We start from the raw sequence: 26593 nt of genomic DNA on the forward strand, positions 1-26593 counted from the left end.
AGGAGCCCCTTCCCCCCATGGACCGCGTCTTCGCCGCTCAGTCCGACCCCGACCAGTGGCTGGTGATCGTCACCGGCGTCGTCGCACTGCTCGCGGTCCTCCCGCACCGCATATGGCGGCTCACCCGCAACGCCGTGACCATCGCCCACGAGGGCGGCCACGGTCTGATCGCCCTGCTCACCGGGCGCCGCCTCGACGGCATCCGGCTGCACTCCGACACCAGCGGTCTCACCGTCAGCCGCGGCAAGCCGTCCGGGCTCGGCATGATCCTCACCGCGGGCGCCGGATACACCGCGCCGCCGCTGCTGGGACTCGGCGGCGCCTGGCTGCTCGCCGCCGACCACATCACGCTCTTCCTGTGGGCCGCCTGCGTCCTGCTCCTCGCGATGCTGGTGATGATCCGCAACGCGTACGGGGCGCTCACCGTGATCGTCACGGGCGCCGCGTTCGTCCTGATCTCCTGGCTGACCAGCGCCGAGGTGCAGGCGGCCTTCGCGTACACGGCTGTCTGGTTCCTGCTCGTCGGCGGGGTGCGCCCGGCCTTCGAGCTCCAGCGCAAGCGGGTGCGCGGCCACGCGGGCGATTCGGACGCCGACCAGCTCGGCCGGCTCACCCATGTCCCGCCGACGGTGTGGCTGCTGCTCTTCCACGTCGTCTCGCTCTGTTCGCTCATCGGCGGCGGACGCTGGCTGCTTGGCCTGTGAGACGGGCGGCGCCCCGGTCCCCCGGCCATCAGTAAAGTGAGGGCCATGACCGAAAGTTCCGTGCACACCGCTCACTGGCCCGCCCCGTACGCGTCGGGAGCCGTCGACGCGACGGTGACCGTGCCCGGATCGAAGTCGGTCACCAACCGCGGTCTCGTGCTGGCGGCCCTCGCCGCCGAGCCGGGCTGGCTGCGCCGCCCGCTGCGCTCCCGCGACACGCTCCTGATGGCCGACGCCCTGCGGGCCCTGGGCGTGCGCATCGAGGAGACCGTGTCGTCCAGCTCCGCAGCGGTCGGGGCGACGGGCGGCACCGGCGAGGCATGGCGGGTGATCCCGGCGGGGCTGCACGGCCCGGCCACCATCGACGTGGGCAACGCGGGTACGGTCATGCGCTTCCTGCCGCCGGTCGCCGCGCTCGCCGACGGCCCCGTCCGCTTCGACGGCGACCCCAGGTCGTACGAGCGCCCCCTGCACGGCGTCGTCGACGCGCTCCGCGCCCTCGGGACCCGGATCGACGACGACGGACGCGGGGCGCTGCCGCTGACGGTGCACGGCGGCGGGGCGCTCGACGGCGGCCGCGTCGAGATCGACGCGTCGTCCTCGTCCCAGTTCATCTCGGCGCTGCTGCTCTCCGCGCCGCGCTTCAACCAGGGCGTCGAGGTGCGGCACACCGGTGCCACGCTGCCCTCGCTGCCGCACATCCGGATGACCGTGGACATGCTGCGCGCGGTCGGCGCCCAGGTGGACGAGCCGGAGACGGGCGGCGAGCCGAACGTCTGGCGGGTCTCCCCCAGCGCCGTGCTCGGCCGGGATCTGACGGTCGAGCCCGACCTCTCCAACGCCCAGCCGTTCCTGGCGGCCGCCCTGGTCACCGGCGGCCGGGTCACCATCCCCGACTGGCCCGCGCACACCACCCAGCCGGGGGACGCGCTGCGGGAGATCTTCACCGCGATGGGCGGCGGCTGCGAGCTGACCGAGCGCGGTCTGGAGTTCACCGGGTCGGGCCGGATCCACGGCATCGACGTCGATCTGAGCGAGGTCGGCGAGCTCACCCCGGGCATCGCGGCCGTCGCGGCGCTGGCGGACTCCCCGTCCACGCTGCGCGGCGTGGCCCATCTGCGGCTGCACGAGACCGACCGGCTGGCCGCGCTGACCGCGGAGATCAACGGGCTCGGCGGCGATGTCAGCGAGACCGACGACGGGCTCCGGATCCGCCCGCGCCCGCTGCACGGCGGCGTCTTCCACACATACGACGACCACCGCATGGCCACGGCCGGTTCGATCATCGGGCTCGCCGTCGACGGCGTACAGATCGAGAATGTGGCGACAACCGCCAAAACGCTCCCCGACTTCACTGAGATGTGGACCGAAATGCTCAAGGTCTGACGCGATGCGCCGATACGGCAAGAACCCCGACGAGGACGACATCCGCGTCCGCCCCAACCCCAAGGGCAACCGCCCCCGTACGAACATCCGCCCGAAGCACGAGGAAGCCGCCGAGGGCATGGTCCTCACGGTCGACCGTGGCCGGCTCACCTGTCTGGTCGACGGGCGCGCTGTGACCGCGATGAAGGCCCGTGAGCTGGGCCGCAAGGCCGCCGTCGTGGGCGACCAGGTCATGATCGTCGGGGATCTCTCCGGCGCCAAGGACACCCTGGCGCGCATCGTGCGCATCCAGCCGCGCACCTCGGTGCTGCGCCGCACGGCCGACGACGACGACCCCTTCGAGCGGGTGGTCGTCGCCAACGCCGACCAGCTGGCGATCGTCACGGCCCTGGCCGACCCCGAACCGCGCCCCCGCATGATCGACCGCTGTCTGGTGGCGGCGTACGACGGCGGTCTGTCGCCGCTGCTCGTCCTCACCAAGTCGGACCTCGCGTCGCCGGACGAACTGCTCGCCTCGTACGGGGCGCTCGACATCCCGTACGTCGTGACCAGCCGCGACGAGCTGGCGAAGGGCGAGGCGGCCGACCGGGTCAGGGATTTCCTGAACGACAAGGTCACCGCGTTCGTCGGTCACTCGGGCGTCGGCAAGACGACCCTGGTCAACGCGCTGGTGCCGGAGGACCGCCGGCGCAGCACCGGCCATGTCAACGCGGTCACCGGACGCGGCCGGCACACCACCACATCGGCCCTGGCGCTCCCCCTGCCGGACGGACGCGGCTGGGTCGTCGACACCCCGGGGGTGCGCTCCTTCGGACTGCACCATGTGGACCCGTCGCGGGTGATCCTCGCCTTCCCCGATCTGGTGCCCGGTACGGAGGAGTGCCCGCGCGGCTGCAGCCACGACGAGCCGGAGTGCGCCCTGGACGCCTGGGTGGCCGGGGGACATGCCGACCCGGCGCGGCTGGAGTCGCTGCGCAGGCTGCTGGCGACCCGGGAGCGGCGCGAGGGCGACTGATCCACCCGGTTTACCGCCCGGCCGACCTGGCTGAATGCATAATCGCTGAAAGCGAGCCCGGCCTGATCCGGACGACAGGCCCCAAGGGGAGGCACTGAATGGCGTGGCTGCTGGTCGTGGTCGCGGGACTTCTCGAAACCGGCTTTGCCGTGTGTCTCAAGCTCTCGCACGGATTCACCCGGCTCTGGCCGACGATCGCCTTCGCCGCGTTCGCGCTGGGCAGCTTCGGGCTGCTGACGCTCTCGCTGCGGAAGCTGGACGTCGGGCCCGCCTACGCCGTGTGGACCGGCATCGGCGCGGCGGGCACCGCCATCTACGGGATGATCTTCCTCGGTGACATCGTCTCCACGCTCAAGCTCGTCTCGATCGCGTTCGTGATCGTGGGCGTGATCGGGCTGCAGATCTCCGGCTCGGCGCACTGACCGGGGCCGCTCGCCCGGCCGGCGCATCGGGCCGCGCCGCTCACACCACCTCGCGTACCGCCGGGAAGTGACAGGCCGCCACATGGCCGGCCGCGTGCTCCCGGTCCACCGGCACCTCGCTCTCGCAGCGGGTCCGCTCGTCCGCGCCCAGCCGCGCGAAGACCGGGCAGCGGGCCCGGAAGCGGCAGCCCTCGTACCGCTGGGTGGGGCTCGGCGGGTCACCGGGCAGCAGGATCCTGGTGCGCTGCCGCTCGCGTTCGCGTACCGGGTCGGGCAGCGGTACGGCGGAGAGCAGCGCCTGGGTGTACGGGTGCCGCGGCCGCTCGAAGACCTCGTCGACCGTCCCGGACTCGACGGTGCGCCCGAGGTAGACGACGCTCACCCGGTCCGCGATGTGCCGCACCACCGACAGGTCGTGCGAGACGAAGAGGTAAGCGAGTCCCAGCTCGGCCTTGAGCCGTTGCAGCAGGTTGAGGACGCCTGCCTGGACCGATACGTCGAGCGCGGACACCGGTTCGTCCAGGACCAGCAGCTTCGGTCCGACCGACAGGGCGCGGGCGATGCCGATGCGCTGGCGCTGGCCGCCGGAGAACTCGTGCGGGAAGCGGGTGGCGTGCGCCGGGTCGAGGCCGACCTGTGCGAGGAGCCCCGGGATGCGTCCGGCCGCTGTCCTGCGGTCCGTGCCCTGGGCGCGCAGCGGCTCGGCGACGATGTCACCGACCGTCATCCGGGGGTCGAGGCTGGCCATCGGATCCTGGAAGACGATCTGCACCTGCCCGCGCAGCGCCCGGCGGGCGGACTTGCCGAGCCGGTCGAGCGACTGCCCGAACAGCTCGATCTCGCCGCCCTCGGGGCGCGCCAGGTTGAGCAGTTCGAAGAGCGTGGTCGACTTTCCGGATCCGGACTCCCCGACGAGGGCGAGGGTCTCGCCGCGGCGGATCCGCAGATCGACCCCGTCCACGGCGTGCACGGTGCCGACCCGCCGTTTGAAGGCGCTGCCCTTCAGCACGGGGAACGTCTTGACGAGCCCGCGCACGGTCAGCACGGTGCCGTCGTCCGGGACGGTGCCGTCGTCCGGCGCGGTGCCGTCGTCCGGCGCGGTGCTGTCGGGGCCTGAGCCGCCCGGACCTGAGCCGCCCGGAGCGCTTTCGGCGCCGGTCTTTCCGGCCGGTGCCACGGCCGCGGCCATCGGCGGGATCTCCGGGACCGGGAACACATCGAGCGGTCCGAGCCGCTTCCGGGCGATCTCGTCGGCACGTACGCACGCGACCGTGTGCCCGGCCGCGTGCCCGGCCCCGTCGCCGTCGCGGTCTACGCCTCCGTCCCCGTCCCCCTCCACGGTCAGCAGTGCGGGCTCCTCCGTCAGGCAGGGCTCCCCGGCCAGCGGGCAGCGCGGCGCGAACGGGCAGCCGGGCCCGGTGTTCCCGGCCGTGGGCGGCGATCCTGGGATCGGCACCAGCACCTCGCCCGCGGTGTCCAGCCGGGGCACCGCCCCGATCAGCCCCAGCGTGTACGGCATCCGGGGCCGCTCGAAGAGCTCCACGGCCGACGCGCTCTCCACGATGCGCCCCGCGTACATCACCGCGACCCGGTCCGCGGCCCCCGCGATCACCCCGAGGTCATGGCTGACAAGCACCAGCGCGGCGCCGGTCTCGCGCTGCGCGGTGCGCAGCACATCGAGCACCTGCGCCTGGATGGTGACGTCGAGGGCCGTGGTCGGCTCGTCGGCGAGGATCACGTCCGGGTCGTTCGCCATCGCCATCGCGATCATGGCGCGCTGGCGCATCCCGCCGGAGAACTCGTGCGGATACGACTGCGCCCTGACCGCGGGCTCCGGGATGCCGACGAGGTCGAGCAGTTCCACGGCGCGCGCCCCGGCCTGCTCGCGCGACACGTCCTGGTGCGCCCGGACCGCCTCGGCGATCTGGTCACCGATCCGGTAGACGGGGGTGAAGGCGGACAGCGGGTCCTGGAAGACCATGCCGATCCGGCTGCCGCGCACCGCGGACAGCTCGCGGTCGGAGGCGCCGACGAGCTCCGTGCCGTCGAGCCTGACCGAGCCGCGTACGGCCGCGTTCCCCGGCAGCAGCCCGAGGACGGCGAGCGCGGTCGCGGACTTCCCCGACCCCGACTCCCCCACCAGACCGAGCACTTGGCCCCGCCGCAGCGAGAAGTCCACCCCGCGGACGGCGGGCGCGCCGTCGAAGTCGACCTCCAGACCGCTCACTTCGAGTACCGGCGTACCGGATTCCGAGGTCATCGCTTTGCCCCCTTGCGGCTGCGGCGCTTGCGCGAGGTCGGGTCCAGCGCGTCGCGCAGCCCGTCGCCCACCAGGTTCACCGCGAGTACGAAAATGATCAGAAGCCCCGCTGCGAAGAAGAACATCCAGGGGTAGGTGACGGCCGCGCCCGTCGATGAGGCGATGAGCGTGCCCAGCGAGACGTCGGGCGACTGGACGCCGAACCCGAAGTACGACAGCGCGGTCTCGCTCATCACCGCTCCGCCCACCGCGATGGTCGCGTCGATGATGAGGAAGGAGGCGATGTTCGGCATCACGTGGCGCCAGATGATCCGGAAGGGTCCGACACCCATGTACTGCGCCGCTCGCACGAATTCGCGCTCCTTCAGCGACAGCGTCATCGACCTGACCACCCGTGCGGTGATCATCCAGCCGAAGACGGCGAGCAGCCCGACGAAGGCGAACCAGCCGCCGTCCCGCAGCCGCGGCGAGATGATCGCGATGATCAGGAAGGACGGGAAGACCAGCAGCAGATCCACGAAGAACATCAGGATCCGGTCGGTCCAGCCGCCGAAGTACCCGGCGCAGGCGCCGGTCAGCGAGGCCAGGACGGTGGAGAACAGCGCCACGAGCAGCCCGATCAGCAGGGACTTCTGGAGTCCGCGGATGGTCTGGGCGAAGACGTCCTGCCCGATGCGGTTGGTGCCCCACCAGTGCTGGGCGTTCGGCGCTTCCCGCAGTGCGGTGTAGTCGATGTGGCTGTAGTCCCACTGGCTGATCAGCGGGCCCGCGAAGGCCAGCACGAAGAGCAGCAGCAGGATGACGGCCCCGGTGAGCGCACCCGGGTTGTGTACGAAACGGCGCAGCACCACACCGGCGCGCCCTGCGGGGCGTATCGGCTCCGCACCCTGGCCGGCCGCGTCGGCGGCGGCGGTCTCTACGACAGCGGTCATGGTGTCCGTACTCCTCAGGCGTTCCGGATGCGCGGGTCGAGCGCGGCGTGCAGGACGTCCGCGAGGAAGCCGGAGAGCAGCACCAGCACGGCGGCGAACACATTGACCGCGACGACCGAGTTGACGTCGTTCTTGCCGATCGAGGAGACGAACCACTCGCCCATCCCGTGCCAGCCGAAGATCGTCTCGGTGAAGGTGGCTCCGGTGAACAGCGCCAGGAATCCGTAACTGAAGTACGTCGACATGGGGATGAGCGCGGTCCGCAGCCCGTGTTTGAGCAGGGCCGTGCGCCGGGTGAGGCCCTTGGCCTGCGCGGTGCGCAGATAGTCGGAGCCGAGGACGTCGAGCATCGTGGAGCGCTGGTAGCGGCTGTAGCCGGCGATGGTGCCGAGCGCGATGGAGACCGTCGGCAGCAGCAGATGCACCGAGCGGTCCTTCAGCACGGCGAGGAAGCCGGAGTCGAGGCCGGGGGTCTTCTCGCCGGTGAACTCGATGACGTCGCTGCCGGCTTTCTGGTTGAACCAGATGGCGCCGATCTTCAGCAGCACCGCGAGCAGGAACACCGGTGTGGAGAGCAGCACGAAGGAGATCAGCGTCACCGTGCGGTCGGAGAACCGGTACTGGCGTACGGCGGTCCAGGCGCCGGCGAGGACGCCGACGACCGTGCCGAGGATGCTGCCGAGGAGCAGCAGCCGCAGGCTGACCCCGATCCGCCGGCCGAACTCGGCGCCCACGGACGTCCCGTCGATGGTCTGCCCGAGGTCGCCGCGCAGGGCGTGTCCCGCCCAGGTCGCGAAGCGGCTGAGGAGCGGTGTGTGGTCGTTGACGCCGAGCGCGGTGAGGTGGTGGTCGACGGAGCTGGGCGAGAGGGGCGGCTGGCGGCCCTCGTAGTACGCGCGCGGATCGAGCGCGAGTGAGGCCAGCAGATACGACAGACAGATGGCGACAAGCAACAGGACGGCGTAGTAGCCGAGTCGCTTGGCCAGGAAGGCGGCCACGGGTGTTGGTCCTCCGCTGGGGTTCGGTCGCTGGGGATCGTGGTGGGATCACGGCCGCGGCAGGCCCCATCGGTGCCTTTGTCCGGTATTGATCGGTGTCGATCTTCCGGCGTCGTTCATCGGGTGCTTTTCGTCGGCTTGTTGATACAGCTTGACCAGTGTTTGTTGCGCGCATGCAAAGAATGCATAACAGCATCACCGCTGGTCTCCCTTTGCCCCAGGGATCGACTTACCGTCTCGGGAGCCTGTGGCCTCGATCAGGCCACCTTGAACCGGAGGAAGAACACCGATGCGCAGAACCACCGTTGTCGCCATCGCCGCAGCACTGTCGGCCACCCTGGCGGTGGCGGGCTGCAGTTCTTCCGACGGCGGCGGCACCGCGGCCAAGAAGCAGGCGGCTCCGCAGGTGGACAGCGAGAACATCAACGCGCATCCGTTGAGCGATCTGAAGCAGGGCGGGTCACTGCGGTTCGCGATCGACCAGTGGATCACGCAGTACAACGTCAACCAGGTCGACGGTCAGCAGGGTGACGGCGCCTCCATCGCCGGGGCGATCCTGCCCGACCTCTTCGACGCCGACGCCAAGGGGATCGGCCACCCCAACCCGAACTTCGTGGTCTCGGCGAAGGTCACCTCCACCAGCCCGCAGGTGGTGACGTACGAGCTGAACCCGAAGGCCAAGTGGTCCGACGGGAAGCCGCTGAGCTGGAAGGACTTCCATGCCCAGTGGACGGCGCTGAACGGCAGGGACAAGGCGTACGAGGCGGCCGACACCACCGGCTACGACCAGATATCCAAGGTCGAGCAGGGCTCGGGCGCGCACAGCGTGAAGATCACCTTCGGTACGCCGTACGCCGACTGGCAGCGCCTGTTCGACCCGCTGTACCCGGCCGCGTACATCGACACCCCGAAGAAGTTCAACACGGGCTGGCTGCAGAAGGCCCCGGTCACCGGTGCCGCGTTCAAGGTCGGCTCGTACGACAGGACCGGACAGACCATCACCCTGGTCCCCGACCCCAAGTGGTGGGGCACCAAGCCGAAGCTGTCCTCGCTCGTCTTCCGCGTCCTCGACCTCAGCGCCCAGACGGACGCCTACCTCAACAAGGAGGTGGACGAGACACCCGCGCTGCTGCCCGAGGACTACAAGCGGCTGGTCAAGGACCCGGACACCGCCATCCGGCGCGGGGCGCGCTGGGACGAGGTGCACATCACGCTGAACGGCGGGCGCGGCCCGCTGAAGGACGTCAGGGTGCGCAACGCCCTCCAGGAGGCGACCGACCGCAAGGGCATCAACGCGAGCTTCGCCAAGGACCTCTCCTTCGAGCTGAAGCCGCTGGACAACCACTTCTTCATGCCCAACCAGCAGGGCTACCAGGACAACACCAGCGAGTTCGACAAGTTCGACCCCGAGAAGGCCAAGAAGCTGCTGGACGCGGCGGGCTGGAAGAGCGCGGGCGAGGGCAAGCCGCGCACCAAGGACGGCAAGAAGCTCACTCTGGACTACGTGCTGAGCGCGGGCGGCAATTCGGCCTCGACGGACCAGGCCGAACTGGTGCAGCAGATGTACGCCGCCGTGGGCGTCCGGGTCGAGATCAAGAAGGTCCCGGCCAATGACTACTTCACCAAGTTCGTGAACACCGGCAACTTCGACCTCGCCAGCTTCCGCAACGTCGACGAGGCGTACACCAGCAAGCTCTACCCGGTGTTCCAGGAGCCGCAGGGCAAGAACCTCTTCCAGAACTTCGGCTCGATCGGCTCCCCGAAGATCGATGCCCTGATGAAGAAGGCCGGCGAGGCCACCGACCACGCCCAGGCCGTCAAGCTCTACAACGAGGCCGACGTGGAGATCTGGAAGCTCGGCCACTCGATCGAGCTGTACCAGCGCCCGGAGATCTCCGCCGTCCGCAAGGGCCTGGCCAACTACGGCGCGTTCGGCCTCGCCGACGAGGACTACACCAAGGTCGGCTGGCTCAAGAAGTAGTACGCGCCGAGCCCCCGTCCGCGCCGCTCACGCCGCCCGTACCACCGCGTCGCGCACCAGGTGATCGAGCGTCAGATCACCGGGTGCGACGATGTGCGAGAGCGCGAGGCGTACGGCCACCTCGCAGCGGTACACCAGATCGGCCGCCTCCGCCTCCAGATGCCCCGCGGTCAGCGCCAGGGCCGCCCGGTGCCGTACCGCCGCGATCAGCTCGCCGGGCGCGGGCGGCCCCGGATCCGCACAGCGCTGGGCGGGCGGCCGTGGCCCGGCGGACCGGCGCGAGGGCCCCGGCGCGGGCAGCCGCCCGGACCAGCAGCCGGTCAACAGGGCCCGGACCAGCGGATGCGCACGGGCGGCCGCCACCGTCCACTCGGCGACGGCCACCATCCGCTCGCGCTCCGTGGCGGGACGGGCCAGCGCCCGGTCGACGCCCCGGAGGTACCGGTCGGCCTCGCGCCGCACCAGCGCGCGGGCCAGGCCGTCCTTGGAGCCGAACTCGTTGTAGAGGGTCTGCCGGGAGACCCCGGCCGCAGCCGCCACATCCACCATGCGCACCCCTGACCAGTCGCGGTCGGTGAGGGCCGCGAGAGCGGAGTCGAGCAGGGATTCGCGCGCTGCGGGCATCGTCGCCTCCCGGGCGGTACGGCTCCGCGCTCGGAGCGGTACGGCTCTGCGCTCAGAGTTGACGGAGGCCGCGGGAGTGTCAATACCCGTGCCGGCACCTCGCGCGGACGCACGCCCGGCAGGGCCCTGTGGCTCGATCGGGGGCCCGGTGGATACTGTGACGACCATGCCCGACTACCACGATGATCTGCGCCTCGCCCATGTCCTCGCGGACGCCGCCGACGCGGCGACCATGGACCGGTTCAAGGCCCTCGACCTGAAGGTCGAGACGAAGCCGGACATGACCCCCGTGACGGAGGCCGACAAGGGCGCCGAGGAGCTGATCCGCGGACAGCTCCAGCGGGCCAGGCCCCGCGACGCGATCCTCGGCGAGGAGTACGGCCTGTCGGGCACCGGCCCGCGCCGCTGGATCATCGACCCGATCGACGGCACCAAGAACTACGTACGCGGTGTCCCCGTCTGGGCCACCCTGATCGCACTGGCCGTGGCCGGCGAGGACGGCCACGAACCGGTCGTCGGCGTGGTCTCGGCGCCCGCGCTCGGCCGCCGCTGGTGGGCGGCGAAGGGCGGCGGCGCGTACACCGGGCGCAGCCTGACGTCGGCCACCCGGCTGCAGGTCTCCAAGGTCTCCAAGGTCCCCGACGCCTCGTTCGCGTACTCGTCCCTGGGCGGCTGGGACGAGCAGGGCCGGCTCGACGGCTTCCTGGAGCTGACCCGGGACTGCTGGCGTACCCGGGGGTACGGGGACTTCTGGCCGTACATGATGGTCGCCGAGGGTTCGGTCGACATGTGCGCGGAGCCCGAGCTGTCGCTGTGGGACATGGCGGCCACGGCCATCGTCGTCCAGGAGGCCGGTGGCGAGTTCACCAGCCTGAACGGGGTGCGCGGTGTCGAGGGCGGCAACGCGGCCGCGTCCAACGGACTGCTCCACGGAGAGCTGCTGAGCTATCTGCGCGGCTGAACACGGCTGAACGCGGGTGAACACCGCACAGTCGCCCAGGACTTCACCCTCCCGGGCCCTTGCCGGGTTCACGAGCTGATGCGACTCTGGGAGTCCCCCCACTTGTGAACTTGTGAATTCACGCGCATGCTGGATTCCCCAGGAGGTGGCACTCGCCATGTTCGTCCGCGACGCCATGAGCACGGTGGTCCTCACCATCGGGCCCGCCCACACACTCCGCCAGTCCGCCGCCCTGATGTCGGCCCGCCGTATCGGCGCGGCCGTCGTCCTCGACCCCGACACCTGCGGAGTCGGCATCCTCACCGAGCGCGACATCCTCGACGCCATCGGCGGCGGCCTCGACCCCGACCGGGAGACCGCGGGGACCCACACCACCATGGACGTGGTCTTCGCCGCACCCTCCTGGACCCTGGAGGACGCGGCCGAGGCGATGTCGAACGGCGGCTTCCGCCATCTGATCGTGCTCGACGGCGCCGGCCCGGTCGGCATCGTGTCGGTGCGCGACATCATCCGGTGCTGGGCCCCGGACCGGAGCGAGAGCGCGGCGCTGGTCTCCTCCTGACGCGGGCGGCCGGACACGCGCGACCGGCCGGACCAGCAGGGCGGCCGGACACGCAGAAGGCTAGACACACACAGCCGGACACACAGCCGGGCGCGCAGAAGGGCCGGACCCCGGCGGGGATCCGGCCCTCCTCAGGCTCGCCGCTCACCGGCGCGCCGGCTTACGACAGCGGTTCAGGCGCGCAGGGCCTGGACCGCCGCTTCGAGCCGCTTGCCGAGGTCACCGTCGGCCTGGCGGAAGTTGTTGACCGCGCGCTCGGCGATGTCGTCCCGCGAGACCTGCGAGATGAAGCCGGCCAGGTTCTCGATGAGCCTGCCCTTCTCGTCCTCGTTCATCTGGCGGTAGAGGTTGCCGGGCTGGACGAAGTCGTTGTCCTCCGCGTGGCTCGGCGCCGGGTGGTTGCCCGTGACGCCGCTGACCTGGGTGGACTTCCAGAGCTGCTGGTCCGTCTGGAAGGGGCCGCCGAAGCTGTTCGGCTCGTAGTTCTTGGTGCCCTTGTGACGGCCGTCGTAGAGGACGCCGTCCCGGTAGTTGGTGTTCGCCTCGACGGCGTGCGGGCGGTTCACCGGCAGGTGGTCGGCGTTGATGCCGACGCGGTAGCGGTGCGCGTCGCCGTACGCGAAGAGACGGCCCTGGAGCATCTTGTCCGGCGAAGGACCGATACCGGGAACGAAGTTGGCCGGCGAGAAGGCGGACTGCTCGACCTCGGCGAAGATGTTCTCCGGGTTGCGGTTGAGCTCCAGCTTCCCGATCTCGATCGGCGGGTAGTCCTCGTGCGGCCAGACCTTGGTCAGGTCGAACGGGTTGAAGCGGTACGTGGCCGCGTCGGCCGCCGGCATGACCTGGATCTGCACGGTCCAGGACGGGAAGTCACCGCGCTCGATGGACTCGCGCAGGTCGCGCTGGTGGCTGTCGGGGTCCACACCCGAGAGGCGGTTGGCCTCGTCGGTGGTGAGGTTCTTGATGCCCTGGTCGGTCTTGAAGTGGTACTTGACCCAGAAGACCTCGCCGTCGGCGTTGTTCCACTGGTACGTGTGCGAGCCGTACCCGTTCATGTGGCGGAAGGTCGCCGGGATACCGCGGTCACCGAAGAGCCAGGTCACCTGGTGGGTCGACTCGGGGCTGAGGCCCCAGAAGTCCCAGACGTTGTCCGCCTCCTGCGAACCGGTGTACGGGTCACGCTTCTGGGTGTGGATGAAGTCGGGGAACTTGATGGCGTCCTTGATGAAGAAGACGGGCGTGTTGTTCCCGACGAGGTCGTAGTTCCCCTCCTCCGTGTAGAACTTCAGCGCGAAACCACGGGGGTCGCGCACCGCGTCCGCCGAGCCGAGGTTGCCCGCGACGGTGGAGAAGCGCAGGAAGGTCTCGGTCTGCTTGCCGACCTCGGAGAGGAACTTCGCACGCGTCCACTGCGAGACATCGCGGGTCAGCGTGAAGGTGCCGTACGCGCCGGCGCCGCGGGCGTGCACGATGCGCTCCGGGATGCGCTCGCGGTTGAAGTGCGCGAGCTTCTCGAGGAGCAGCTGGTCCTGCACCAGGACCGGACCGCCGGCGCCCGCGGTCTCACTGTTCTGGTTGTCGGCCACCGGAGCTCCGGTCTCCGTGGTGAGTGGTCCCTGCGTCACGAGCGCCTCCTGCGTCATTCCTGGTCTGTCCTGTCCCTTGGCGTGTGCCGTTCCCGATCCTACGATGGACTTTGTCTAAGTCAAGTGATAGTCCAAAGTCACATCCATTCGGGACTCGACCCCTTCTCCTGTTAGGCTGGACCTTATGAGTGACCTGTTGGAACGCCTGCGCGACCGCGGCTGGCGGATGACCGCCCAGCGTCGCGTCGTGGCCGAGGTCCTCGACGGGGACCACGTTCATCTGACCGCCGACGAGGTGCACGCCCGCGCCGTATCGAGGCTGCCGGAGATCTCCCGGGCGACGGTCTACAACACCCTGGGCGAGATGGTCGTCCTCGGTGAGGTGATCGAGGTCTCCACGGACCGCCGCGCCAAGCGGTACGACCCGAACGCCCACCGGCCGCACCAGCACCTGGTCTGCGCCCAGTGCGGCTCCATCCGGGACGTACACCCGGCGGGCAACCCGCTGCGGGACCTGCCGGACACGGAGCGCTTCGGCTTCACGATCTCCAACGTCGAGGTGACGTACCGGGGGATCTGCCCCGCCTGCGCGTCAGCCTGACCGGTCCCCGACCGACCCACACCCACACATCCGACGGAGCCCCGGGGCGAACACCCCCGGGGCTCCGTCGCGTGCACACACCCTTCCGGTGCTCTTCCGCCGTGTGCACGCCCCTTCCAGTATCTGACGCCCCGTCATATCCTCTGCGGCGATCACCCGTTCACCACCTCCGCAAGGAGAAACCGTGGGAGACCCGCACCCGCCCCCACCCACCCCGGGACCGGCGCCCGACAGACCGCCCAAACTCCGCGCCCGGTCCCTCACCCGCACCTTCGGCCGCGGCCGCACCGCCCTGGACGCACTCGGACCGGTGGATCTGGACATCGCCCCCGGCGAGTTCACCTGCATCGTCGGCCCGTCGGGCTGCGGCAAGTCCACCCTGCTGCGCATCGCGGCCGGGCTGCTGCGCCCCAGCACCGGCGAGCTGGCCATCCGTACCGCTTCCGCCCGCCCGGCCGCGATGATCTTCCAGGACTACGGCATCTACGACTGGAAGAACGTCCTGGCCAACGTCAGGTTCGGCCTCGACATCCAGCGCGTCCCGCGCAAGGAGGCCGACCGCCGCGCCCGCGACTGGCTGGCACGCATCGGCCTGGCCGACTTCGCCGACGCCTACCCCGCGGCCCTCTCCGGCGGTATGCGCCAGCGCGTCGCCATCGCCCGCGCGCTCGCCGTCGAGCCCGAAATCCTGCTGATGGACGAGCCGTTCGCCGCCCTCGACGCACAGCTGCGGACCATCCTCCAGGACGAGCTGCTCGAACTCACCCAGACCACCCGCACCACAGCCCTCTTCATCACCCACAGCCTCGAAGAGGCGATCGTCCTGGGCGACCGCGTCCTGGTGATGTCCGCACGCCCCGGCAGGATCATCGCCGAGCGCCGGCCGCCCTTCCCCCGGCCCAGGACCGGTGACATCCGCTCGGCGCCCGAGTTCACCGGGCTGAAGTCCGAGCTGTGGGAGCTGCTGCGCGGCGAGGTACGCGGAGAGGCGGTCCCCGTATGAGCACCGCGGTCAGAGCACCGAAGGACGGCCTGCTGGTCAGACGGCCGGGCCCGCAGGAGCTGCACCCCGTCCGCACCCACCGCAGGCGCCGCACCCTGGAACTGGCGCTGGCCGTCGCCGTACCCGTCGTCCTGATCCTGCTCTGGCAGCTGGCGGCTGACGGGTCCTGGATCGACGACCGCGTCTATCCCGCGCCCTCCACGATCCTCTCCGACGGCTGGGACCGCGCGGCCCGCGGCGTGCTCTGGCCCGATGTGTGGGCCACGCTCAAGCGGGTGCTCGGCGGCTATGCGATCGGCACGGTATCGGGGTACGTCCTCGGCCTGCTGATGGGCTCGCTGGCCCTCGTACGGGCCGCACTCGAACCGCTCCTCGACGCGCTGTACGTGGTCCCGAAGCTCGCCCTGCTGCCGGTCTTCCTCAACATGTTCGGCCTCGGCGAGGGTCCGCAGATCGCGCTGGTCGCCGCCACGGTCTTCTTCTTCGTCTGGATCTCCACGATGGCGGCGGTGCTCGCCGTGCCCGCCGGTCACCGCGACGCGGGGCAGGTCTTCGGCGCGTCGCCCTGGCAGATGTTCCGGCACGTCCTGCTGCCTGCCTCACTGCCCGCGGTGCTGGTCGGCGCGCGGATCGCCGCCGGGGTGGCCGTGCTCGTCATCGTCGCGTCGGAACAGATCGCGGCGGACAACGGCCTCGGCCATCTGATCTTCGACTCCCGCGCGCTCTTCCAGAACGACGTGATGTTCGTCGGGATCGTCTGTGTGGCCGTGCTCGGGGTGCTCTTCTCCGAACTGGTACGGATCGCCGGACGGCTGCTCACCCCCTGGGCCCCGCGCGACCGCGGCCGCAGCCAGTCCTGAACCGGCCCGTTCCCGACGCGGCCCGCCACTCACAGCCCCGATGTCCGTACGTACGGAGGCTCCATGCGTATCAGCACGCTCTGCACCACCCTGCTCGTCGCCGGTTCCCTGCTCGCCTCCGCCGGGTGCGCGAAACACAGCGCCGGTGGCCCGGCGGCCGCCCCGAAACCCCGCCCGGTGCGAGCCGTCGCGGGCTGCGCCAAGGGCTGGACCGACCCGGCCGACCTCGCCCCCGGGCGTGCACCGGCCCGCTGCGTCAAGGGCGCGCCCGCTCCCCGGCCGCTGGCGAAGAAGCGCAAGCTGGTCCTCGCCACCGGCACACTGGCGGCGGAGTATGTGGCCCCGCTCGAAGTGGCGGTCGAGAAGGGCGAGTTCAAGAAGGAGGGGCTGGACGTCCAGCTGAAGGTGCTGCCGACACCCGACGCGCTCCCGCTGCTCGCCAAGGGCGACATCGACGCCCAGTGGGCGGCGCCGGAGGCAGCCGTGATGAACGGCATCAGGGGCGGCTTCGACATCAAGTGGGTCGCCGGGAACTTCTCCCCCGACCCGGCGTCCAAGAGCGGCCTGTGGGCCCGGCTCAAGGACGGTGAGACCCCTTCGTCGGTGACCATGAAGGGCCGGAAGATGGGCACGATGATCGGCAAGGGCTCGGTCGTCACCTATGCGATGGAGAAGGCCCTGCAGAAGCACGGCGGCGGGCTCGACTCCATCGGCTTCCAGCAGCTCGGCTCGGCGGACGTCCTGACAGCGCTGCAGAACGGCGGGGTCGACTCGGCCTGGCTGCTCGACCCGGTCTGGCGCAAGGTCGACGGGAACGCGAAGTACACCTTCCTGGGCGGCCAGCCGCTGGGCGAACCGCTCGGCGGGCTGCTCTTCGGCCCGAATCTGCTGACCAAGGACCCGGACGCCGGCGTCGCCTTCCTGCGCGCCTACATCCGGACCGTGGACACCTACTTCTCCGGCGACTACAAGGCCGACAAGGGCTTCACCGCCTCGCTGGCCAAGCTGCTCAAGACCGACGAGTCGGTGCTGACGTCGACGCCGTCGCTCCGGATGGACTGGGAGATCCGCAAGGGCACGACGGACCGGCTGCAGAAGGCGTACCGGGACGCCGGGGTCGCACAGGGCGACCCGATACCGGAGGACAAGGTGGTGGACCGCGCGCTGTACGAGGAGGCGGTCGGGCACAAAGGCTGAACATGCCGAAGACGCTGAACATGCCGAAGGCCCGGACTCTTCCGAGTCCGGGCCTTCGGTCTTCAGTAGCGGGGACAGGATTTGAACCTGCGACCTCTGGGTTATGAGCCCAGCGAGCTACCGAGCTGCTCCACCCCGCGCCGTTGTGTTCGTAACTGTACGTGGGGCCGCCGACCAGTGCAAATCCGTTCCCGCGGTCCTGCCCGGACGTGTGCGGGGTGCGTGAGGGACGCGGGGTGCGTGAGGGGTGCGGTGCGCCGGGGGCGTGTGCGGCCTGCCGGGGGGACCGGCAGGCCGCACACGTCACGCGGTGAGTTCCTGGCGCAGCGCCTCGCTGAGCCGCGCCGCGCGCTCGGCGACCTCGGCGGGGCCGAGCTCCACGGCCCGGTTGCACCACTTCTGCCCTTCGCCCAGCTCGCTGCGGCGGATGGCGAGCAGCGCGAGACGCAGGGCGGCCCGGCCGTGCCCGGCGTTGGCGGCCCTGGCCCACCAGAGACCGGCCTCGCGCTCGTTGCCCTCGCGGGCCAGCAGCAGCCCGAGGTTGAAGGCGCCGTTGCGGCTGCCCGCCTCGGCGGCCTCGCGGTACCAGCCCGCCGCGGCCTCGACGTCGTTGCGGGAGGCGGCGAGCATGCCGACCCGGACCTGGGCGCGGCGGTGCCCCTGTTCGGCCGCCCGCTCGTACCACTCCTCGCACTCGCTCTTCTCGGTGACGGGCTCGCCGAGCACCGGGGGGCCCGGCGGCGGCATCCTGGCGTCGAGGAGCGCGCCGAGCCGGAAGGCCGCCTCGGTGCTGCCGCCGCCCGCCGCGCAGCGCAGATGGCGCTCAGCCGTGTGCTCCTCGCCGTCCCTGAGCAGCGCTATGCCGACCTGGAGCGCGGCCTCGGTGTGCCCGGCCGCCGCCGCCCGCTCGTACCAGACGAAGGCGCCGCGGTCGTCGTCCCGGCCCGCGTGCAGGATGCCCAGGTTGAAGGCGGCGTCGACGCTGCCCGCCTCGGCCGCCTTGGAGAACCACGGCTCGGCGCCCGCCGGGTCGCCGTTCTGCAGGAGCAGCACGGCGAGGGCGTTGGCCGCCTCGCGGTGCCCGGCGTAGGCGGCGCGGCGGTACCACTGCTCGGCCTGCGCCGTCCGCTCCTGGGCCGCGCAGAGCAGGGCCAGGTTGTACGCGCCGTTGACGTCGCCCGCGTCCATGGCGGCCCGGTACCAGCGCTCAGCGGTCTGCTGCTCGCCGCGGGCGGCGTGCAGGGCGCCCAGGGCGTTGGCCGCGTTCCCGTCGCCCTCCTGGGCCGCACGCAGCCACCAGACGGCGGCGCTCTCCTCGTCGCCCGCGTCGCGCAGCAGGAAGCCGAGCGCGCAGGCCGCGCGGGCCTCGCCGTCCTTGGCGGACGTCAGATACCAGCGGCCGGCCTCCTTGAGGTCGCCGCGCTTCTCCAGGATCACGCCGAGGTGCAGCGCGGCGCGCCGGTGGCCGCGCGCGGCGGCCTGCCGATACCAGCGCTCGGCCTCGGCCGCCGGGTCCTTCCCCGCGGCCGCACGGTCCAGCGCGCGCGCCAGCCGGTAGGCGGCCTCGCGGTGGCCCTGCTCGGCGGCGGCGCGCAGCCAGCGCTCAGCGCCGATGTCGCCGCGGTGCTCCAGCAGGTCGGCGAAGGCGTACGCCCCCAGCGCATGGCCCGACTCGGCGGACTGGCGCAACCAGTACTCGGCGGCGGGCTCGTCCCCGCGCTCCCGGTAGTGCCGGCCCAGCGCGTGGGCCGCGGCGGCGGAGCCGGCGACGGCGGCGATACGCCACCAGCCGGCCGCCTCGTCCGCGTAACCACGCTGGTGCAGCAGTACGCCCAGATTGTTGGCCGCCGCCCGGTCCCCCTCGCCGGTGGCGGCGCGCAGCCAGCGCTCGGCGCCGTCGAGATCCCCGCGGCGCAGCAGCAGTGCGCCGAGCACGCTCATCGACGCGGCTTCGCCGCTCTCGGCACCGCTGCGGTGCCGGGCCTCGGCGTCGGCCGATTCCTCAGCGTCGACGGCATCATGTCCGTCATCGGCGTGCTTCTGCACAAACCGCCCTGTCTCCAACAGAGTTGCCCTGTCCCCCATAAGCACCATCGTCCCACTACGTGCAACTCGCGCACACCTGGTATATCGCAGTCGACTAGGTCACTACAGCGTTTTGTCGACTTCCCGTAGCGCGGTAAGTGAAACATGAACCAGTCCCAACTTCCCGTAGGCGGCGCCTTCTTCACAGGAGTCGCACGGACGGGAAGCCGGGCAGACGTTTCGGACCGGGACATATCGCCACATACTCACGCATGAAGAAGGCCCGGATCTCTTTCGAGATCCGGGCCTTCGACTTCAGTAGCGGGGACAGGATTTGAACCTGCGACCTCTGGGTTATGAGCCCAGCGAGCTACCGAGCTGCTCCACCCCGCGCCGTTGTGTTCGTAACTGTACCACGGTACCGAGGGCCGCTTCACCGGCCCGCGATCGGGCCTGATCAGGGCTTTTGCCCCGACCAGGCCCGTACCCGGCGACAGGTGGTCAGCCGGTCTTGCCGCTCGGCTTGACCTTGGCTCCCGCGTCGGCCGCCCGCTGGAGGGCGTCCTGCAGGTCCTTCTGCGCCTTGCCGTAGGCGGTCCAGTCCTGCGGCTTCTCCGCCAGCGCGGCCTGGCCCTCGTCGTACGCTTTCTGGGCTTCGGCGATGGCCTTCTTCACCGTGCCGTTGGCCGGCGGTCTCGTGGTGTTCCCGGTCGACGGCGGGTTGGTCTCCTGACCGTCCACCCCGAAGACCTTGTTCAGCGCCTCGCCCAGGGTGTTCTCGAACGCGGTCGTGTCTCCGTCCGGGGAGTCGGCGTCCGCGAACGACACGGCCACCTTCTTCAGCAGCGGATAGTGCGCGTTGCGGCCCTGGGCGTACACCGGCTCGACGTAGAGGAACCCGCCGTCCAGGGGCACCGTGAGCAGGTTCCCGTACTCGATGTCCGAGTCGGCGCCCTTCATGTCCCGGACGAAGGTGCCCACGCTCGACGAACCGTTGAGCTTGTTCTGCACCTGTTCGGGACCCGGCACTTCGGATGTGACTCTGAGGAGTCTGATCGTGCCGTAATCGGGACTCGCCGCGTCCGCGTTCACCGCCATGAAGCCGCCCAGGTTGGGGCGCCCGCTGGGCGTGAACGTGGTGGTCAGCGAGAACTGCTGCTTGTCACTCTTCTGGTCCGGCATCTTCAGCGACAGATAGTAGGGCGGTACCGCTCTGTTGTCCCTGGTGGTCGGGTCGTTGGGCACCTGCCAGGCGTCACTGCCGCTGTAGAACTGCTTCGGGTTGGTGACGTGGTAGCGCGCCAGCAGCTCGCGCTGCACCTTGAACATGTCCTGCGGATAGCGCAGATGCTCCTGCAGCTGCGCCGGGATGTCCGCCTTCGGCTTGACGGTGTGGGGGAACGCCTTCATCCAGGTCTTGAGGACCGGGTCCTTGGTGTCCCACTGGTACAGCTTCACCTGGCCGGTGTAGGCGTCGACCGTGGCCTTCACCGAGTTGCGGATGTAGTTGACCCGGTTCTGCTGGGCGACCACCGCCCGCTGGTTGTCGGTCAGCGAGTCGGCCGTGCTGTCACCGAGCGTCGTACGCGAGGCGTACGGATATCCGTTGGTCGTGGTGTAGGCGTCGACCACCCACTGGATACGTCCGTTCACCACCGCCGGGTAGGAGTCGCCGTCGATGGTCAGCCAGGGGGCGACCGCCTCGACGCGCTGCTTCGGCGTGCGGTTGTAGAGGATCTTCGAACCCTTGCCGATCGCTCCCGAGTAGAGGATCTGCGGCTCGTTGAAGGCCACCGCGTACGCGGCGCGGTTCAGCGGGTTGGAGATGTCCACCCCGCTCTTGCCCTTGTACGTGGTGGTCTTCTCACCGTTGTTCTCGTAGTCGAGCTCCTTCTGCGGGCCTCCGACGATCGAGTACTGGGTGGTCTTCTCGCCGTAGTAGATCTCCTGCTTGTACGTGGGAAGAGTGCCCTTGGCCGGCAGACCCGACTCGGTGAAGACCGGGGCGCCGTTGCTGTCCGTGGCCGTGCCCTTGGCCGCGATGGCGCCGTAGCCGTGGGTGTAGGTGAAGTGGTCGTTGATCCAGTTGTGCTTGGGGATGCCCGCGATGTTCAGCTCACGCAGGCCGATCACGGTGTCCTGGCCCTTGTAGCGGTCCACGTCCAGCGTCGCGGGGAAGCCGTAGTACTTCCGCTTCTGTTCCTGCTGCTGGAAAGTCGGCGAGACGACGTTCGGGTCGATCAGCCGGTAACTGGCCGCCGAGTTCGCGTCGTCACGCTGCTTGGTCGTGTCCTTGGTGTTGCTCTTGCCCGAGTAGTCGTCCACATCGGTATCGGCGATGTTGTACGCCTGGCGCGTGGCGTTGATGTTCTTCTGGATGTACGGCGCTTCCTTGGCCTGCTCGTTCGGCTCGACCGTGAACTTCTGCACGATCGCCGGGTAGAGCCCGCCGATCAGGATCGCGGAGAGCACCATCAGACCGAAGCCGATCACCGGCAGCTGCCAGGTGCGGCGCCAGAGCGTCGCGAAGAACAGCAGGGCGCAGATGACCGCGATGCAGAACAGGATCGTTTTGGCCGGGAGATAGGCGTTGGCGTCCACATACCGCAGGCCCGTCCAGTTGCCCGTGGCCTTGAAGTCGCTGGACTTGACCGCGAGTCCGTACCGGTCGAGCCAGTACGCCACGGCCTTGAACGCCACGAAGATACCGAGCAGCACCGACAGATGGCCGGTCGCGGCCGATGTGGCGCGCGCGCCGGGGCTCGTGACGCGCAGCCCGCCGTAGAGGTAGTGCACCAGGGCGGCGGCGATCAGCGAGAGCACAGCGGCGGCGAAGCCGAACCCCAGCAGGAAGCGGTACCAGGGCAGATCGAAGGTGTAGAAGGACACATCCAGCTTGAACTGGGGGTCCTTCTGACCGAACGGCACACCGTTGACGAACATCAGCCAGGTGCGCCACTGGCCGGTGGCGGAGGCGCCCGCGATCAGCCCGACGACCGCCGTGATCCCGAGCAGCAGCCACTTCTTGTACGGGGCGATGCCCATCCGGTAGCGGTCGAGATTCTGCTGCTCCAGCGACATCGCGCTCAGCGGCGGCCGGAGCCGGTGCGCCAGCCAGATGTTCAGGCCGACGGCGGCCCCCATCAGCACGCCGAAGACGAGGAACAGGCCGATCTTCGTCCACAGGGTGGTGGTGAAGACCGATGAGTAGTGGACGGAGCGGTACCAGAGCCAGTCGGTCCAGAACCCGGCGAACATGATGAACGCCATGGCCAGGACGATCAGGACGCCCAGTGTCATCAGCAGGGTCCGGGCGCGGCGGGACGGCCGTGCCGCTCTGATCCGTGGCCCGGTCGGGCCTCCGCCGCGGTCCGGCATCTGGAAAGCCAACGTGCGCACCTCGAAGTCTGCGGTCGTGTGGAGCAGGCCCCGCGATCGTAGGGCCCACTCATGCAACTTACTGAGGCTTTACCCAGTTCCCGTTCCCGGGGTGGAAGAGGGCAGGATATTGCCCATGCCCAACCTTTCTTCGCCCTCAGGCCCTCCGATGGCCGCCAGTCCGCTCACCGTGGCGGTGCTCGAGATCGACGAGTACGCGTCCGGCCTCGGCTGGGACCAGCCCGCCCGGCTCTTCGCACTCGTGGACACCGCGAAGCTCCGTACCCAGGAACCGGGACTCGCCGCCCAGCTCGGCCTCGACGACGGCGAGCCCGCCGCGTCGCTGACCCCCGTCGAGCAGGACGAGATCCCGGACACCACCCCGCTCGACGAGTTCCTCGCCACCATCGCCTGGCCCGACGCCGTGGCCGGCTGCGCGATGACGGTGGAGCGGCTGATGCTGCCGCCGTCGGCCGAGGCGTCCGTGCCTGACGGCATGGACGAGGCGCAGCTGACGGCCTGGGTGGCCGAGCACCCGGACCGGCAGGAGGTGCGGATGACCGTGGCGGTGCTGCGGGACGGCACCCGTGAGTCGGCGCTGCGGCTGCGCGCGAAGGACTCACCGAACGAGGTGCTCACCGGCTCGGAGCTGGTCCCCGGCCTCGCCGACGCGCTGTCGGTGACGTTCGAGGCGTAGGACTCCCCGGACAGGCCGGGCCGGCCGCGCCCCGCTGTTCCGCCTGGCGGCCACGGACCCGGCAGGGGACGTGGCTACTTGGCGGAGCAGCTGGGCAGTCCGGCCGTCTTCCCGGTGCGGATCTTGTCCAGCGCCTGCTTCGCGTCCTTCATCGCCTTCACCTTCACCAGGTGGAGGCCCGACGGGGTGTCGGCGGCCGCCGCCGCGCAGTTGTCGCTGGGCGTCAGGAAGTACTGGGCGCCGGCGTCGCGGGCGGCGACGAGCTTCATCTCGATGCCGCCGATCGGCCCGACCACGCCCTTGTCGTCGATCGTGCCGGTGCCGGCGACGAACTTGCCGCCGGTCAGATCGCCCGGCGTCAGCTTGTCGACGAGGCCGAGCGAGAACATCAGCCCGGCGCTGGGACCGCCCACGTCGGCGAGCTTGATGTCGATGTGGAACGGGAAGGTGTAGTCGGGACCGGCCGAGATGCCGACGATGGCGCGGCCCGGGTCAGGAGTGGGCGCCTTCGTCGCGGGCGCCTTGGCGGTGACGATCGACACGTCCTTCGTGCCCTTCGGCTCGGTCCTCTTCTTCTCCGCGGCCGCCGCGGTCGCGGCCGGCACGACCGTGAAGACGACCGACTGGCCCGGCTTGTGCTTCGTGACCAGCTTCGCCACGTCACCGGGCTCCTTGACGGCCTGGCCGTCCACCGCCTTGATCACATCGCCCGCGTGCAGCTTCCCCTGTGCGGGGCTGTCCTTGAGCACCGTGGCGACCACGGTCCGCGCCTTCACCGGGATGCCCAGCTCGTCCAGGGCCGCGACCTTGGCGTTCTCCTGGGACTCGCTGAACTCCTCGGCGTTCTGCTGGGTCGACTGCTGCTCGGTCGTGCCGTCCGGGTACAGGGTGTTGTGCGGAACGACCACACTGTCGTGTGCGAGCCAGCCGTACACCGCTTCGACCAGGTTCATGCTGTAGTCGGACCGCGTGACCCTGACCGTCACCATGTTGAGGTGACCGCTCGTCGGATACGTCTTGTGTCCGGAGATCTGCAGAACGGGCTGGCCGCCCGCCTTGCCGAGCGTGTTCACGGTCGGCCCCGGGCTCATCTCGGCGTACGGGACGGACAGGAAGACTCCGCCGCACAGCAGCGCGATCAGCACGAGAGTGGACGTGAGCAGCGTCAGGGTGCGGCGTGGCATGGAACGACAGTACGGGACCAGTCTGTGGCGCACCGCTCGGGGCCGGAGCTCAGGTCATGACCGGGCCGGGCACCCGGAGTCAGAGGACGTCCGAGCCGGTGCCGGCCTTCTCCATGGCTTCCTTCTCCATGGCTTCCCGGAACCGGGCGTAGCCGGCGAGTTCGGCGCCGTCACCCGACGTACGCCGCCGCGTGGCCCACCTGCCCCACAGGGCGGCTCCGACCGCGGCGATAAGCGGAATCAGCAGCCAGGCGAGTGCACCCATACCGACCTCCGGACCCCCGTGAACAGCCGCGAACCGGCTGATCAGCAGATTAGTCTTCTGCTGCTCCAACGCTCGCGGCAGGGGGGCGGTTACGCAAATCGAGCACATGGCCTAACGACGCCACCCCGGTCGAGGTGGCGCGGCCCGTGGCGGCCGGGCACGGCCTCAGATGCCGACCCACTCCTCCGTGCCGTTCGAGAACGTCTGGTGCTTCCAGATCGGCACGTCACGCTTCAGATCGTCGATGAGCATCCGGCACGCTTCGAACGCCTCGTTGCGGTGCGCGCACGAGATGGCGGCCACCACGGCGAGATCCCCCACGGCGAGATCGCCCACCCGGTGCACAGCGGCCAGCGCCCGCACCGGGAACTTCTCGATCACCCGCTCGGCGACCCGGCGCATCTCCTCCTCGGCCGAGGGGTGGCAGGAGTAGCCGAGGGCGTCGACATCGGTGCCGCCGTCGTGGTTGCGCACCGTACCGACGAAAAGCGCCGTGCCGCCGGCCGCCTCGTCCCCCACGACCTTGAACACCTCGTCGATGCTGAGCGGGGTCTCGCGGATCTCCAGCAGCCGGATGGGGTCCTGAGCCGCGTGTTCGCCGGGGTGGTCGTCGGTGAGTGCCATGCCGTCCATGGTGCCGTACGGGGCCGACAGCGCGGAATGGCCCTTTCGACCGGTACCTGCGGGTGGCCCTTGGAGCGTCCTACTACAGAGCGGGGGCGCTCTGCGGGCTTGGGTGCCGGTACGGGCGCGGGCATGGGCGCGGGAACGGTCCCGGCGCCGTCGGACCCGCAGGATGCCGCTGGATGCGGTCGGAGATGAGGTCAGCGATGCCGTCAGATGCGGCCGCGCCTCGCCCGCCGTGCCCGTCGCACAAGCGCCGCCGTACCGAGCAGTGCGACCGTCGCCCCCGCCGCCCCTGCGGCCGTGGCGTCCTTCCGGCCGAGCCTGCGGCCCGCGACGGTGTGCCGGCCCGCGACCTCTTCGAGAAGTTCCGCGAGGACGTCCTCGTTGGTCCATCGGGGGCGCCAGCCCGCGTCGTGCAGCCTGCCGACGCTGACCACCCAGGGGTGCATGGTGTACGCCAGGTCACCGGCCGGTGACGGAGTGAGACCGATCCGGTGCAGCCGGGCGGCGGCGCCCAGGGCGACGGCCGACGGCAGTTCCATCCGGCGGATACCGCTGAGCTCCTCGACCTCGTCCTGCTCCAGCCAGCCGTCGCAGCCGACCGCGAACTCCCCGTCGACCTTTTCGAGCGCGGCGTACTCCAGTGCGCTGACCAGGTCGTCCACATGGCAGAACTGCCAGGTGGGGCGGGTACCGGCAACCACGAGCAGCCGGGGGGACTCGAAATAACGGGTCAGCGCGGTGTCCGTACCGCCCACCAGGATCGCCGGCCTGACCACGGTGACGTTCAGACCGGGGTGCGCGCGCGGCGCACGGCGGCCCAGGCGCTCGATCTCAAGGAGGTCGCCGACACCCGTGGCCTCGGCGGTCGCCCGCAGCTCCGCGTCCTCGGAGAGCGGGATGTCGTTGTCCGCCAGCGCCCCGTAGACCATCGCCGATGTGCAGAGCACGACACGGTGGACACCGGCCGCCGCGGCGGCGGTCAGGACGGTCTGAGTGCCACGGACGTTGTAGGCGGAACGTGCTGCCGCGTCGGTCTCCAGATCGAGGTCGAGCGCGAGATGCACCACGACGTCCGCGCCGCGCAGCTTCTCGGCGATCGCCGGATCGCGCACGTCAAGGATGTGCCACTGGGCTTCGGCCACGTCGCCGCGCCGCTCGTCCATGGCCACGACCTGCTTGACCTCGTCGGACTCGGCCAGCCGCCGGGTCAGCAGCGCACCGGTACCGGAGGCGGCTCCGGTGACCGCGACGACGGGCCCTCGGGAGGACTTGGTTGAAAGGTTTCGCGCTGCGCGAACCTGCGGATCTGGGGAACTCACCGG

The 26593-nt window shown here is 70.2% G+C and carries 23 protein-coding genes and 2 tRNA genes; 12 read left to right on the forward strand and 13 right to left on the reverse strand.

Annotated features, from left to right (window positions below; translation table 11 throughout):
- The first annotated feature begins 17 nt into the window (after positions 1-17).
- The 4 genes from OG510_RS11715 (at position 18) to OG510_RS11730 (ending at position 3527) form a co-directional block, all read left to right on the forward strand.
- A complete protein-coding gene (locus OG510_RS11715; RefSeq protein WP_406136723.1) occupies positions 18-704 on the forward strand; it encodes a M50 family metallopeptidase in 687 nt (228 codons plus the stop codon).
- Positions 705-749: 45 nt separating this feature from the next.
- Positions 750-2090 (forward strand): 3-phosphoshikimate 1-carboxyvinyltransferase, encoded by a 1341-nt coding sequence (aroA, locus tag OG510_RS11720; RefSeq protein WP_406136724.1) that lies wholly within the window; start codon positions 750-752, stop codon positions 2088-2090.
- A 4-nt stretch (positions 2091-2094) separates the two neighbouring features.
- Positions 2095-3105, forward strand: coding sequence for a ribosome small subunit-dependent GTPase A (rsgA, locus tag OG510_RS11725; RefSeq protein WP_406136725.1), 1011 nt, complete (start codon positions 2095-2097; stop codon positions 3103-3105).
- Between the two features lie 98 nt (positions 3106-3203).
- Positions 3204-3527, forward strand: a complete 324-nt coding sequence (locus OG510_RS11730; RefSeq protein WP_164266801.1) for a multidrug efflux SMR transporter — start codon at positions 3204-3206, stop codon at positions 3525-3527.
- A gap of 40 nt (positions 3528-3567) precedes the next feature.
- On the opposite strand, the gene OG510_RS11735 is transcribed toward OG510_RS11730, so the two are convergent.
- Genes OG510_RS11735 through OG510_RS11745 form a run of 3 tightly spaced genes read right to left on the reverse strand, consistent with a single transcriptional unit; the run spans position 3568 to position 7717 of the window.
- Positions 3568-5787: a dipeptide ABC transporter ATP-binding protein gene (locus OG510_RS11735; protein WP_406136726.1), complete on the reverse strand. Its 2220-nt coding sequence runs from the start codon at positions 5785-5787 to the stop codon at positions 3568-3570.
- Positions 5784-6719, reverse strand: a complete 936-nt coding sequence (locus OG510_RS11740) for an ABC transporter permease (RefSeq protein WP_406136727.1) — start codon at positions 6717-6719, stop codon at positions 5784-5786. Before OG510_RS11740 ends, OG510_RS11735 begins: the two co-directional genes overlap by 4 nt.
- A gap of 14 nt (positions 6720-6733) precedes the next feature.
- Complete coding sequence (locus tag OG510_RS11745; protein WP_164266804.1) at positions 6734-7717, reverse strand: ABC transporter permease; 984 nt, start codon at positions 7715-7717, stop codon at positions 6734-6736.
- A gap of 289 nt (positions 7718-8006) precedes the next feature.
- Here OG510_RS11745 and OG510_RS11750 point away from each other — a divergent pair, with 289 nt between their 5' ends.
- A complete protein-coding gene (locus OG510_RS11750; protein WP_406136728.1) occupies positions 8007-9698 on the forward strand; it encodes an ABC transporter family substrate-binding protein in 1692 nt (563 codons plus the stop codon).
- Positions 9699-9725: 27 nt separating this feature from the next.
- Here the strand turns inward: OG510_RS11750 and OG510_RS11755 are convergent, their stop codons facing one another.
- Positions 9726-10322 (reverse strand): TetR family transcriptional regulator, encoded by a 597-nt coding sequence (locus tag OG510_RS11755; protein ID WP_406136729.1) that lies wholly within the window; start codon positions 10320-10322, stop codon positions 9726-9728.
- A 166-nt stretch (positions 10323-10488) separates the two neighbouring features.
- On the opposite strand from OG510_RS11755, the gene hisN reads away from it, so the two are divergent.
- Positions 10489-11283, forward strand: a complete 795-nt coding sequence (hisN, locus tag OG510_RS11760; protein ID WP_406136730.1) for a histidinol-phosphatase — start codon at positions 10489-10491, stop codon at positions 11281-11283.
- Between the two features lie 157 nt (positions 11284-11440).
- Positions 11441-11845 (forward strand): cyclic nucleotide-binding/CBS domain-containing protein, encoded by a 405-nt coding sequence (locus OG510_RS11765; RefSeq protein WP_406136731.1) that lies wholly within the window; start codon positions 11441-11443, stop codon positions 11843-11845.
- 173 nt (positions 11846-12018) lie between these two features.
- Here OG510_RS11765 and OG510_RS11770 read toward each other — a convergent pair whose 3' ends face one another.
- Positions 12019-13488, reverse strand: a complete 1470-nt coding sequence (locus OG510_RS11770) for a catalase (protein ID WP_406136732.1) — start codon at positions 13486-13488, stop codon at positions 12019-12021.
- A 127-nt stretch (positions 13489-13615) separates the two neighbouring features.
- Here OG510_RS11770 and OG510_RS11775 point away from each other — a divergent pair, with 127 nt between their 5' ends.
- From OG510_RS11775 to OG510_RS11790, 4 genes are all read left to right on the forward strand, one after another.
- Positions 13616-14032 (forward strand): Fur family transcriptional regulator, encoded by a 417-nt coding sequence (locus OG510_RS11775; RefSeq protein ID WP_164267312.1) that lies wholly within the window; start codon positions 13616-13618, stop codon positions 14030-14032.
- A gap of 184 nt (positions 14033-14216) precedes the next feature.
- On the forward strand, positions 14217-15035 hold the full coding sequence (locus tag OG510_RS11780) for an ABC transporter ATP-binding protein (protein ID WP_406136733.1): 819 nt from the start codon (positions 14217-14219) through the stop codon (positions 15033-15035).
- Complete coding sequence (locus OG510_RS11785) at positions 15032-15895, forward strand: ABC transporter permease (RefSeq protein WP_406136734.1); 864 nt, start codon at positions 15032-15034, stop codon at positions 15893-15895. Before OG510_RS11780 ends, OG510_RS11785 begins: the two co-directional genes overlap by 4 nt.
- A gap of 63 nt (positions 15896-15958) precedes the next feature.
- Complete coding sequence (locus OG510_RS11790; RefSeq protein WP_406136735.1) at positions 15959-17092, forward strand: ABC transporter substrate-binding protein; 1134 nt, start codon at positions 15959-15961, stop codon at positions 17090-17092.
- A gap of 66 nt (positions 17093-17158) precedes the next feature.
- Here the strand turns inward: OG510_RS11790 and OG510_RS11795 are convergent.
- From OG510_RS11795 to OG510_RS11810, 4 genes are all read right to left on the reverse strand, one after another.
- Positions 17159-17232: transfer RNA gene (locus tag OG510_RS11795), tRNA-Met, on the reverse strand.
- Positions 17233-17395: 163 nt separating this feature from the next.
- Entirely contained in the window at positions 17396-19186 is a 1791-nt protein-coding gene (locus OG510_RS11800; protein WP_406136736.1) for a tetratricopeptide repeat protein, read from the reverse strand.
- A 250-nt stretch (positions 19187-19436) separates the two neighbouring features.
- A tRNA-Met gene (locus tag OG510_RS11805) sits at positions 19437-19510 on the reverse strand.
- A 108-nt stretch (positions 19511-19618) separates the two neighbouring features.
- Positions 19619-22495, reverse strand: coding sequence for a UPF0182 family protein (locus OG510_RS11810; protein ID WP_406142368.1), 2877 nt, complete (start codon positions 22493-22495; stop codon positions 19619-19621).
- Between the two features lie 136 nt (positions 22496-22631).
- On the opposite strand from OG510_RS11810, the gene OG510_RS11815 reads away from it, so the two are divergent.
- A complete protein-coding gene (locus tag OG510_RS11815; RefSeq protein ID WP_164266593.1) occupies positions 22632-23192 on the forward strand; it encodes a PPA1309 family protein in 561 nt (186 codons plus the stop codon).
- Between the two features lie 74 nt (positions 23193-23266).
- Here OG510_RS11815 and OG510_RS11820 read toward each other — a convergent pair whose 3' ends face one another.
- The 4 genes from OG510_RS11820 to OG510_RS11835 all read right to left on the reverse strand — a co-directional run bounded on the left by OG510_RS11820 (position 23267) and on the right by OG510_RS11835 (position 26590).
- Entirely contained in the window at positions 23267-24376 is a 1110-nt protein-coding gene (locus OG510_RS11820) for a PDZ domain-containing protein (protein WP_406136737.1), read from the reverse strand.
- Between the two features lie 79 nt (positions 24377-24455).
- Positions 24456-24641: a hypothetical protein gene (locus OG510_RS11825; RefSeq protein ID WP_406136738.1), complete on the reverse strand. Its 186-nt coding sequence runs from the start codon at positions 24639-24641 to the stop codon at positions 24456-24458.
- A 165-nt stretch (positions 24642-24806) separates the two neighbouring features.
- A complete protein-coding gene (locus tag OG510_RS11830) occupies positions 24807-25265 on the reverse strand; it encodes a molybdenum cofactor biosynthesis protein MoaE (RefSeq protein ID WP_406136739.1) in 459 nt (152 codons plus the stop codon).
- Between the two features lie 212 nt (positions 25266-25477).
- Positions 25478-26590 (reverse strand): SDR family oxidoreductase, encoded by a 1113-nt coding sequence (locus tag OG510_RS11835; protein WP_406136740.1) that lies wholly within the window; start codon positions 26588-26590, stop codon positions 25478-25480.
- Positions 26591-26593: the final 3 nt, after the last annotated feature.

It is taken from the genome of Streptomyces sp. NBC_01089 (assembly GCF_045162975.1).
In the GTDB taxonomy this organism is placed as follows: domain Bacteria; phylum Actinomycetota; class Actinomycetes; order Streptomycetales; family Streptomycetaceae; genus Streptomyces.